An 11,880-nucleotide genomic window follows, 5' to 3' on the forward strand; every position below is an offset into this window, starting at 1 on the left:
AGAACAATCGGCAGCTCCGTCCGCTAAGCCGACAGTCGTCGCACAGTTGAGCGAGGGTCTTTCCGGATCAAAATGGCCTCAGGCCGATAGGCCCGCCCATTCACCGGATAGAGGACAGCGCCCTTTTACGGCCCGTTTTGACTAGGTATGTTCTGACTAGGCCGCTTCCTAACTAAGCCTTCGCAAATCCTGCCGCCGCATCCAGCGCTTCGCGGATGGTCACATCCATATCCAGATAGCGATAGGTGCCCAACCTGCCCAAGAACGTCACCCCGGTCTCCGCCGCGGCCAGCGCCTCATAGTCAGACAAAAGCGCTTTGTCGCGCAGCAGGCGAACCGGATAATAGGGGATGTCATCGCCCGTACAGGCGCGCGGTGTTTCACGATACAGCACCGATGCCTCATGGCTTTCCCATGGGGCGAAATGCTTGTGCTCGGTGATCCGGGTATAGGGCACATCGCGATCCGGGTGATTCATCACCGCGCAGCCCTGATAATCGCCTTGCGCGGTAAAACGCTCAAAGTCCAAGGTCCGGTAACCAAGATGGCCCAGCTTGGCATTAAAATACCCATCCAAAGGCCCGGTCCAGATCAGATGATCGGCCCGCCCAGCCGCCTGCGCCGTGTAGGGGGTGTTCAGATGCACATCGATCTTTGGGTGGTCCAGAATGGCCGCGACCAGAGGGGTATATCCGGCTTCGGGCAGGCCCTGAAACGGGTGGGCAAAATAGTTGTCGTTATAGTCAAACCGCATCGGCAGACGTTTGAGAATGGCCGCCGGCAAATCGGCGGGCGAACAGCCCCATTGCTTCTGGGTATAGCCCTGGAAAAACGCCTCATACAGCGCCGGGCCAACCATGCGCAGCGCCTGGTCTTCAAAACTTTGCGGATCGGTGATGTCATGGCGCGCCTGGGTTTCTTCGATAAAGGCGCGGGCCTGTGATGGGCTAAAAGCCTTGCCAAAGAATTGGTTGATCGTATGCAGATTGATCGGCAGCGAATAAACCTGCCCCCCCGAGGTGGCGCGCACCTGATGGCGATAGGGCACAAAGCGGGCAAATCTGTTGACATAATCCCACACGCCAGCATCGGCGGTATGAAAGATATGCGGGCCATAGATATGCACCAAAACACCGGTATCGGGGCAGCGTTCCGTATGGCAATTGCCCGCAACATGGGCCCGGCTTTCCACCACGGTCATATGGTGCCCAGCCTCTGCCAGCTGACGGGCCATCACCGCACCAGATAACCCGGCACCGACAACAAGTATCTTCATTCTAATTGATCCGCCTGCATGATCCGCAGGCCATTCTAGGCGGTGGGGCAGGTGGGGACAACCGTTCAAGGTTGTGCCGGACCGATCTTGCCGATCACCTACAGATTTGGGGGCATTATAGTAAATGCATTGAGATAAATCCTCTGGAAAGGGCCACGTTTTGCCCAAATCCCGCGCCATCTCTTGCCCTGCGCACCAGCGAATTTCAGCTTCGATCCTTCCGGAGATGAAACATGTTATTGCGCCTAGAAGGCCGGCTAAGCACTGGCGATACCACGCTGGATACCGATCTGAGTGACCTGGACATTGTGACGCTTGAGTCCGGGACCTACCTCTATGCCACCACGGGGGGGCAAGGGGGGCTTGTCGGCTATCGCTTGCAAGATGGTCAAATGGCCAGCGAAGTGGACCGGCAGTATTTTTCAAACGGGGTGTCTGGTGCCGTCAGCGGGGCCGTTCGGGTGACCCAGATTGATGGCCAAATGCAGGCGGTGTTTGGCGGGCAGGGCGGTGGCGCGCTGCTGGGCTATAGCCTGAACACCAATGGCACACTGGGCGGCTTGTTGCGCAGCGCCGATCTGGCCAACGGCACCAACCGCATTTCCGATATTGTCCAAACCAGTTCCGTGGCCACCGAAGCGGTCTATGTGGCTGACGAAGCCAATGGCCAGTTGACGGCTTATATGCCGGGGTCAAATGGCACCTATGCGCCGCTTCCCGGTGGGCAGGTTTCAATTGGGGCCGGAGCCCAGCTTGAAACCGTTGTGGTTGGCAGTGTTGAATATCTTCTGGCCTCAGATGCGGAGAACAATGGCGTTGATGTCTATCGCGTGATGAGCACCGGCGGCTTGCAACAGGCCAGCAGCATGGGGGCCGAACAGGGGTTGGGCATCTCAACCCCCACCGCCCTAGAAGTGGTGCAGGCCTTTGGCGAAACCTGGGTGCTCTTGGGCGCGGCAGGAAGCCATGGCATTAGCCTCATGCGTATGAATGAGACGGGCGGGCTGGAACCGATGGACCTGGTGCTTGATACGCTTTCGACTCGCTTTGGCGGGGTGGCCGCGCTGGCAACGGCGCAGGTCGGAGACAGGGTGCTGGTGCTGGCGGGGGGGGCCGATGACGGTCTGAGCCTGTTCTCTTTGCTGCCCGACGGGCGGTTGGTGCATATACAAACCATCGAACATCAGACCGGCAGCGGTTTGATGAATGTCGAAGCCATCGACATGGTTGTGATCGGCACTGAAATTCAGGTCTTTGTCACCAGCGGTCTTGATGGGGGCATCACGCAATTCTCGATCCCCCTGGCTGCACTTGGCCTGACAATCCACAACTCCAATGCTGGCAACAACACACTCAACGGCAGCGGCGGTGATGATCTATTGATCTCGACCGCAGGCAACGACACGTTGTTTGGCGGCGCGGGCAATGACATTCTCGCGACAGGGATTGATGGGGGATATATGCATGGCGGGGCCGGGGCTGACCGTTTTGTAGTCACCGGAGGCTCTGAGCGCGTTATCATCGCCGATTTCACCTCAGGTGAAGATATTCTCGACCTCTCCGACCTGCCGATGTTGCGCAGCACCGGACAACTGACCATCGTCCCATTTTCGGGCGGGGCCCGGGTGTATCACCGCGATCAGGAAATCCTGTTGCTCTCCTCCGATGGGGCCACGCTGAGCGCCGAAGACATCTTTGGGCCGCGCTTTGACTGGCCGGACCGGATTTTGATCCTGCCCCCCGAACCGGGGCTGACCATCGTCGACACCAGCAGCGGCAACCTGCTGGAAGGGTCCGAACGGCCCGACACCATTCAGGGCAATTCAGGGGACGACACCATCAATGGGGGCGCGGGCAATGATGTGATTGCCGGCGGCGGCCACAATGACCTGCTGCAGGGCGAAGGTGGCCACGACAAGCTATATGGCGGCGGCAGCCACGACACCTTGTGGGGCGGGACCGGGCGAGACACGCTTTGGGGCGGGGCCCATGATGATCTGATGGGCGGCGGGGGCGGGGCCGACCAGATGCGCGGCGAAGACGGCAATGACGAACTTTGGGGCTCGGACGGCCAAGACACCATGTGGGGCGGCGAGGGCAACGATTCACTCGGCGGCGGCAATGATCGCGATACCCTATACGGAGACGCAGGCCAGGATTTGCTCTGGGGTGGCGGCGGCGATGACTGGATCATTGGCGGCGCGGACGGCGACTCGCTCGGGGGGTATTGGGGCAATGACACGCTGTGGGGCGGCCTTGGCGATGACGGCATCTGGGGCGGCGGCGGCGATGATTTGGGCTATGGCGAAGAGGGGAATGACACCTATGGCGGCCTAGAAGGGCACGACAGGTTTTATGGCGGCACTGGCAATGATCTGGGCAACGGCAATGAAGGCAATGACAGCCTGTCGGGCGAAGACGGCCATGACACGCTCAAGGGCGAAGACGGGTTCGATGTGCTCTGGGGGGGGGCTGGCAACGATTCAATGCATGGCGGCGGCCAAAACGATACCCTGTATGGCGGAGCCGGAAACGACACGCTGCTTGGCGCCTATGGTGCGGATGAGCTCTGGGCTGCAGATGGCGATGATGAACTGCGGGGCGGCGAGGGCAATGATACCCTAGGCGGCAGCGACGGCGATGACACGCTTTGGGGCGGCGAGGGCAATGATATCGTTTGGGGTGGCTCAAACCATGATCTGCAATATGGCGACGCGGGCAATGACAATGTCGGCGGTTTCTATGGCAATGACACGCTGTTTGGCGGAAACGGCAATGACGGTGTTTGGGGCAATGTCGGCAATGACAGTGCCGAAGGTGGTGCCGGCCATGACACCGTTGGCGGTGGTCGGGGCAATGATACCTTGCGGGGCGGCACCGGGGCCGATCAGGTCTGGGGCTCCGAAGGCAATGATTTCCTGTCAGGCGATGACGGCCATGACACTGTTGCCGGTGGCACCGGGAATGACACGCTTTTGGGTGGGGCAGGTAATGATACATTCACCTTCTACGCCCAGCCCGGCAATGATGTGATCAGGGATTTCACCGTCGGAGAGGATCAGATCCAAATTCTTGAACACAACCTGACCTACCAAGGCTTGAATCTTGAAGCCACCAGCGCTGGCACAGTGATTCATTTGGAGGGTGGCGATATCTTGTTGGAAGGGGTGACACGCGCGTCATTGGACGCCGATGATTTCCTCTTCTCGTGATTGGCGTCTGGTGATTGGCGTCTGGTGATCTGCGGTGTGACGCATATATGCGACCACCGAGGCCGCGCAGACAAAAACTGCGCACAAGACGCCCTGCGTTGATCGGTATCCTCTCCATGTCAAACGCAACATGCGCCGCCTGTAAACGAACGGCGCCTGCATATTTCCATGGGGCCTCATGTCTTTGCAACTGGGCCCCTTGATAAGGCCCTTTGATAAGGCACAGCGCTCAGGTAGGGGGCGGCTCTTGCACCGGCCAATAACTCGAGCCAATAACTCGGGCAAGGGCACAATCCATCAAAGGCGTCACGCAAAAGGCGGGTCTTTTCCGTTCTGCGCAACGCACATGAATGGGTTTGCCCCTAGGTTAAACGTGCCCGCACCTTCGGCAGTCGGGACAAAACCAACGTGTCCACCGCAAGCACGCTCAGCAACGCCAAACCAGCCATCGGAAAGGCCATAGACACACCAAGCCCCACCAGAACAGCCCCCTGCCACAGGGGCATTTCATGGGGCATCGGAGGCGCTGCAAGCCGGCCAGCCTGCGCCGGTCGGCGTTTCCACCACAGCACGACAGAGCTGATGCACAAGCCAAGAACCGCCAGGCACACAAGCGTGTTTGCCAAAACGCTCCACAAACCCAACGTCCCCATATGCAGCGCAATCCCAACGGCCATCGCCTTGCCAGCAAGCGCATAATCTGCGTATCGCACATCCGCCAAAATCTTGCCGGTGTATTGATCAATATGCACCGTGCGATCTGACATCGGATCTGTACTATCGGTGTTCATTGAATCACGGCTCAGCGTCCACACCCCGGTGGCTGATTGCGGCACATTAAGCTGATAGCGGGCCTCAAACCCGATCTCGCGCGCAAAAGCATCCACCGTATCAAGCGTCACCTGCCCCTCGACACCTGTCAGACCGGCTTGGCTGCCTGATGCGGGCATCGGCGTCTGTTCAAGCGCCCAAGGCACCTCGCGCCGGTTGTGGTTCATGCTGGCATGCAGCTCGTCTGACAGCGGAACATTGTCCCACTTTTCGGCGGGAAACTGGCTCCAGGCCTGCACAAATTTTCCGCCCCAGATACCGGCCCATGCCAGGCCCGAGATCAAGAAAAACACCAAAAAGAGCGACAGCCACATGCCAATGGCACCATGCCATGATTTCCACAGCGCGCGCCCGCGACCCAGGCTTGGGATCAACGCTTTGCGCCAACCACCCTCCCGCGGCCACCACATATAGAGCCCCGTTGCGATAAGCACGAGCGAGAGCGACGCGGCGGCCTCCAGCATCCGATCACCGGTCACCCCCAGCATCAGGTCGCTATGGATCTGATCGACAAAATCATACCATCCGCTGCGACGGGGAAAGGTCTCGATCACCTGCGCCGTATAGGGATCAACCGCCACCATAATAGCATCCTCCCCCGCATCCACGCGGAACAGGGCTGCAACATCGGCTGTCCGGGGGGCGACGTATTGTTTGAGCACCCCGTCTGGGATGGCACCCATCGCCGCCTCTGCCTGGACCGAAACAGGCTGAACAATCTGCTGAGGGATCACACCCGTGCGTTCTCCGTCACGCCCGTCGATCCAGGCGATCCAAAGCATCGACATGCCGGTGATCGCAAGAACTGTTAGAAAAGGGATGACGAATAATCCGACATAAAAATGCCAGCGCCACGCGGCGAAATAAAGTTTGTTTACGCGGCCCTCGGGCTGCGCATTGCTGTCTGTTGATATCATGTCTGGGCTCCACGCCTATTGGCCCGCATCCATGGCGGGCAAGTTGAACTCTTTGGGGATGAGGTCAGGCTTGTGGGGGGGCGCGTGTCAGCCGGGCAAGATCAAGCGACCGGGCTTGGTGCAGCCGCTTGGCTACAAAGTTAAACCGGCGTGTCTCATCTGTGACGATGGGCGTGCAATGGATATCATGCGGTGGGACCAAAGCCGCCCCGATCAGGCGGCAGGCTTCACATTTTTGGCCCTGCGTTCCCTTCGGATCGTCGACATCTCCACAAATGTCGCCAAGCCAACCGCCCGCCGCAACATATGCCGCAAGATCGTCGGAGACACCCGTGCGCGCACCGCTATGGGCAAACCCTGAGGCCACCATCGCAAAGATCAATGCGATAGATGTGATGAGCCTCTGCAGTTTTGGCGGCACTTTGATCATACGACAGCGCTTAACCGATTTCGGACCGCATCGCGAGGGGGCTTTTGGCGCATGCGTGTGACCGATGCGCACAACATTCAAACGGCGCGCGCATCACAGCGAGAACGCCCTTTTTGCATCCCCCTTCGCATACCGCCCTTCGCATAACCACCAAGCCAACATCGGTGCAGATGCAGCCACAGCCGTGTCATCTGCCAAGCATGAGGGCATGTCGCCACATCACCAAAACGGCCCGCAGGTTTCCCCACGGGCCGTCTTCTCAGCTTGATCGCCACTGAGCGCTTTAGAAGATGAAATCGCTGGCATCGAGCGCACCCGGGGCTGTGCCTTGCACCCAAATCGCACCGGTGCCACCGATCAATGATAAATCAATCGCCGTCCCGCCGTTATGAGCGGTGATAGCCCCCGACAGATCGCCAAAGCCCGACAGCTCATAGGCCTGTAAATCAATCAAGTCCGATCCATCGGTGAAATCGGTGATCATATTTTGCCCAGCCAACAACCCGAACACAAACGTATCCGCCGCCGCGCCGCCGGTCAGAATATCGTTCCCAAACCCGCCGACCAGCACATCAAGACCGCTGCCGCCATCCAGCACGTCATCGCCTTGGTTGCCATACAGCGTGTCGCTGGAGTTGCCGCCCATCAAGACATCATCGCCCCAGCCGCCGGTCAGCATGTCACTGTTGCCGCCGCCATCCAGCGTGTCATCACCCGCGCCACCCGTCAGCAGCTCACTGCCCAAACCGCCGATCACCAGATCGTCGCCCTCACCGCCCCGCGCCGTATCCGCGCCAGAACCGGTGCTCAGCGTGTCATTGCCCGCGCCACCAACCAACAGGTCGTCATGCAGGTTTCCTTGCAAAGAATCGTCACCATTCCCGCCCAAAACCGTGTCATTGTTGTCGCCGCCGCTCAGCACGTCATCGCCGCCGTACCCGGCCAGCAGGTCATTGCCTGTGTTGCCAAAGGCGGTGTCATCACCGTCGCCCAACCGGATCGTATCACCGCCATTTTGGCCCGAAATCGTGCCGCGCAGCTCACCTCCGCGGCCATCAAACACATCCGAACCACTGCCCAAAAGCACGTTGCCCGTGATGATGCCATCGACGTTCACAACATGATCGGCGCCCGCACCCAGCGTCAGTTGGCCATCAATCAAACCGGTGGTGTTATCGACCGCATTGGCCCCATTGCCCAGATCAACATCGCCCCAAATCTTGCCCCCAACATTGCTCAGCACATCCGCCTGCGCGCCGCCCGTGATTGCGCCACCAATCTTGCCATCGACGTTGTTCACCGCCCCAAGCCCATCGCCCAGATCGATATCTCCCCAAATCCGACCATCGGCGTTGATCACACCATCAGCACCGGACCCAAAACTCAAATCCCCAACAATTCCGCCGCCATTATTGGTAAAGCTGTTTGTGCCAGCGCCAAACTGAATGCCGCCGCCGATATAGCCGCTATTGACCACATGGTCATTGCCCGCCCCGGCAACGATCGCGCCAAATTGGCCACCAATCATCACCCCAGAGTTGGTGACTGTTCCGGTATAACCTGCCGACACCGTGTCCATACGCAGCGCCGCATATTGCCCTTCGATCCGGCCGGTATTGGTGAAGCTGTACATGTCTTGCGTATTATTGAGGGCAAACCCATATTGCTCGGCTTTGACCGTCCCCGAGTTAAACACCTGTGTACGGTTCGTGCTGGCTGTGGTTCCACCTACGCTGACATAAATGCCGCTGGTCGCAGTGATCTCACCACTATTGGTCACCATATCGCCGCCAATCGCCTGAATGCCGGTACTGGCGACAATCGAACCGTGGTTTTCAATGAAAAATCGGGCGTCTATTGCGGCCCCATGCTGGATACCAACGCCTGTCGCGACCAGTTCCCCCGTGTTGAGGATAAAGCCGGAATCTGCAGAGACGCTGATGGCTGTGCGGGCTTGCACCGTGCCGGAATTGGCCACAGAGCTTAGGCCCGCGCCAGAAATCACAATGCCGTCTCCGCTGGCTCCGCCTGTCACGCTGCCCGTGTTGAGAACACGACCGCCATCACTCAGTTGGATAGCATTGTTAGCGCCTAGAATTGTTCCGTCATTGATCACCCGCGCATCGGCACCATCCATCACAACACCGCTGCTGGTTTCAGACTGAATCATCCCGGTTGCATCATTGCCCAACACCGACCCGCTGCCGCGCAAATTCACCGCAACGCCTCCGCTCCGGATGGTTCCCGTGTTGGTCACGACATGGTCGCCGACACCCGAGGCCGCTCCGGTACTAGAATTTGCAAAAACCCCGCCAGCGCCCCCTCGAATAGTTCCCGAATTGCTCAGGGCCAGTTCTTCATCACTATCAACCCCAAAACTTGCCCGGCCGATAAGCTGCCCAGAATTGGTAATGTCGACCTCTCCGCCAACAGTGATCGCATTGTTGGCGGTGGCTGTAATGCTGCCGCTATTGTTGATCACATGCCCATCAGTGGTAGAGTAGATACCCTCCAGGTATCCAGTAATCGTCCCAGAATTACGAAGCCCCGCCGCCTCACCAAGGAGCTGAATACCATGGCTGCCTGCGGCGGTGATGGCTCCGCTATTCACAATCTGATGGTAATCTCCGTTTGAATAAATCCCTCCGCCTCCAGAGGAGATATCGCCACTGTTGGATATGTAAACATTATCGGCATGTGCGTAAATCGCAGTATCATTGCCGCTGATTGTCCCTGAATTGGTCAGCGTTGAGCGAGACGCCGCATCGGCATGCGATCCAATCCAAATACCGGATCCCCCCCCCGAAATCGAGCCTGTATTGACGATATGGCCACCGTTCGCCAAAGAGATGCTACGATCATCACCAGTGATGGAGCCATTATTGGTGATGATCGTCTCGGTGCTGCTTGACCCGCCGTTTATATTGATAGCGATACTTGTTCCACTGCTGATGGACCCATTATTGGTGATCTGGTAATCTTTCCCCCCAAGATAGATCGCGAATTGATCGGCAAAAATCTCACCATTGTTGACAATCAAATACCCATCGCCAGAGCCGCGGATCCCGTTGCTGCCCCCCAGGACATTGCCCGTGTCACCGATTGAAACATCCAGCCCCTCCGCCGCCCCCAAATACAGGCCAGTTGCGTCATCCGACAAGAGGGTCCCCTCGATCATGATCCTCCCTCCCACCACGGCACTATCAACCTGGATGGCATCAGAATTAGCACCATCGGCACTCAGCAACACACCTTCGGCCACATAGACGGTGCTGTCAGAGACGGTTACATCTAGGACATCCGCACCCGCTGCGTCGGTGCCAATGGTGGTGCTGGGAATATAGGTCGTCATGCTCAAAATCCTTTTGGGTCAAACGGCTTGGTCCCAGAGTGCTGGCCCAACTCTCGTTCAAAATTTCCGAAACGTTAACGAAGATAGGCCACAGGGCAAGCTGTGAAATCCGCCTAGTGACCCAACGTCACCCCACCCCGAACACAGCAAAACGGCCCGCAGGTTTCGCCACGGGCCGTTTGGAAATCGCATTGATCAGGAGGAGGTTAGAAGATAAAGTCGCTGCCGCCCAACAGGCCCGTCGCGGTGCCTTGTATCCAGATCGTGCCTTCTCCGCCGATCATTTCAAGGTCGATCAGCGACCCGCCATTGAGCGCCGAAATCGCCCCCGACAGATCGCCAAAGCCCGACAGGTCATAGGCCTGTAAATCAATCAGGTCCGATCCATTGGCAAAGTCGGTGATCACGTCATTCCCGGCATTCAGGCCAAACACAAAGGTATCGCTCGCCGCGCCGCCGGTCAGCGTGTCATCGTCATAGCCCCCCGCCAGCACATCAAGACCGCTGCCGCCCTCAAGCACATCATTGCCCTGGTTGCCATACAGCGTGTCGCTGGAATTGCCGCCCATCAGGACATCATCGCCCCAGCCGCCGCTCAGCATGTCGCTGTTGCCAGCCCCATCCAGCGTGTCATCACCCGCGCCACCAGACAGGGTTTCATTGCCAAGATCCCCCGTGACAACGTCGTGGCCATCGCCGCCACTGAGCAGATCATTCCCCAACGAGCCCAGAACCGTGTCATTGCCAGCCCCGCCCCGCACGGTGTCATTGTCATGCCCGCCATTCAGATAATCATGGCCGTCACCGCCGTTCAGAATGTCATTGTGCAGGTTGCCAAGCATACTGTCATCGCCTGCGCCCCCCACCAGCGTGTCATTGTTGTCGCCGCCCACCATGGTGTCATCGCCGCCATCGCCTCTTAGCAAATCACGGCCATTGCCACCGGTCAGGCTGTCTTCTCCCGAACCGCCAGACAGCGTGTCATTCCCCGACCCACCCGTCAGCGTGTCATGGCCCGCATGGCCCCAAATCTGATCCGAGCCATCGCCCCCAAGCGCAAGGTTATCTGCGCCGCCGACGCGAATGGTGTCATTCCCTGTGCCGCCCTCGACCGTGCCCTGGAGACTGCCGGTCTCGCCCAGATAGCGGTCATTGCCAGCGCCCAGATCGACATTGCCGATCATCACACCGCTGTTTGACACATAGTCACCGCCTGCGCCGCCCTCATAGGCGTCGCTTTGGCCAATCAATGTGCCTGAATTGCGCAAGAGGGTCAGACCATCCAGGGTCGCAGAGTTGTCGATCCCATCATTGGAGCCGGAAATCATACCGGTATTGATGAGCTCGCTCAGCGCTGTGTTGGCAGATTCCAAGATCACCGCCGAGCCGGTGCTGGAAATATTACCATGGTTGATCAAATCATGGCTGACCGGGTTCACCGCGGCATTATCTGCCGTCAGAGTGATGCCATTTCCGGTCGCCGAAATCACCCCCTCATTGATGATAAAACTGTTCTCGGTGAGATCTGCCTCAATGGCCAAACCGCCAGACAGAATATTGCCGTTTTGCCCAATCACCAGTTCCAGCTGGCTGGCGTTCAGCCCAGCAATGCCACGGTTAAAGCTTTGGACCGTTCCGTCGAGGATCAGATCGTTGTTGCCATTGAGCGTGATCGCTGTGCCAAAGGTCAGGATCGCGCCGCTGCTGCCCAGTAATCCCGATTCAGATGCGTTCAGAGTCTGTCCCGTAGTGATTGTCGTATTATATGAGAAGGATGCCATAAAATTGCCTTTCCTGTTGTCAAAGCAAGACATGCCACCGGTTTCGGTTGCCGTATAAAACCGCGCCCGAAACCGGCCGCA

The 11,880-nt window shown here is 58.4% G+C and carries 6 protein-coding genes; 1 reads left to right on the top strand and 5 read right to left on the bottom strand.

The window, feature by feature from the left end:
• Nucleotides 1-172: 172 nt before the first annotated feature.
• Nucleotides 173-1,276 (bottom strand): UDP-galactopyranose/dTDP-fucopyranose mutase family protein, encoded by a 1,104-nt coding sequence (locus tag ACRBB0_RS08875; protein ID WP_431374070.1) that lies wholly within the window; start codon nt 1,274-1,276, stop codon nt 173-175.
• Between the two features lie 233 nt (nt 1,277-1,509).
• Here ACRBB0_RS08875 and ACRBB0_RS08880 point away from each other — a divergent pair, with 233 nt between their 5' ends.
• Nucleotides 1,510-4,488, top strand: a complete 2,979-nt coding sequence (locus ACRBB0_RS08880; protein WP_431374071.1) for a calcium-binding protein — start codon at nt 1,510-1,512, stop codon at nt 4,486-4,488.
• A 362-nt stretch (nt 4,489-4,850) separates the two neighbouring features.
• Here the strand turns inward: ACRBB0_RS08880 and ACRBB0_RS08885 are convergent, their stop codons facing one another.
• The 4 genes from ACRBB0_RS08885 to ACRBB0_RS08900 form a co-directional block, all read right to left on the bottom strand.
• Nucleotides 4,851-6,236, bottom strand: coding sequence for a PepSY-associated TM helix domain-containing protein (locus ACRBB0_RS08885; protein ID WP_431374072.1), 1,386 nt, complete (start codon nt 6,234-6,236; stop codon nt 4,851-4,853).
• Between the two features lie 64 nt (nt 6,237-6,300).
• Nucleotides 6,301-6,666, bottom strand: a complete 366-nt coding sequence (locus ACRBB0_RS08890; protein WP_431374073.1) for a hypothetical protein — start codon at nt 6,664-6,666, stop codon at nt 6,301-6,303.
• A gap of 283 nt (nt 6,667-6,949) precedes the next feature.
• Entirely contained in the window at nt 6,950-10,018 is a 3,069-nt protein-coding gene (locus tag ACRBB0_RS08895; RefSeq protein ID WP_431374074.1) for a beta strand repeat-containing protein, read from the bottom strand.
• Between the two features lie 206 nt (nt 10,019-10,224).
• Nucleotides 10,225-11,799 carry a calcium-binding protein gene (locus ACRBB0_RS08900; protein WP_431374075.1) on the bottom strand — a complete coding sequence of 525 codons (1,575 nt, stop codon included), beginning with the start codon at nt 11,797-11,799 and terminating at the stop codon, nt 10,225-10,227.
• Nucleotides 11,800-11,880: the final 81 nt, after the last annotated feature.

Source organism: Pelagimonas sp. (genome assembly GCF_050633425.1).
Taxonomy (GTDB): domain Bacteria; phylum Pseudomonadota; class Alphaproteobacteria; order Rhodobacterales; family Rhodobacteraceae; genus Pelagimonas.

Coding starts and splice junctions, on each gene's coding strand:
- ACRBB0_RS08875 (WP_431374070.1), bottom strand. CDS start 1,276: ATGAAGATACTTGTTGTCGGTGCCGGGTTATCTGGTGCGGTGATGGCC.
- ACRBB0_RS08880 (WP_431374071.1), top strand. CDS start 1,510: ATGTTATTGCGCCTAGAAGGCCGGCTAAGCACTGGCGATACCACGCTG.
- ACRBB0_RS08885 (WP_431374072.1), bottom strand. CDS start 6,236: ATGATATCAACAGACAGCAATGCGCAGCCCGAGGGCCGCGTAAACAAA.
- ACRBB0_RS08890 (WP_431374073.1), bottom strand. CDS start 6,666: ATGATCAAAGTGCCGCCAAAACTGCAGAGGCTCATCACATCTATCGCA.
- ACRBB0_RS08895 (WP_431374074.1), bottom strand. CDS start 10,018: ATGACGACCTATATTCCCAGCACCACCATTGGCACCGACGCAGCGGGT.
- ACRBB0_RS08900 (WP_431374075.1), bottom strand. CDS start 11,799: ATGGCATCCTTCTCATATAATACGACAATCACTACGGGACAGACTCTG.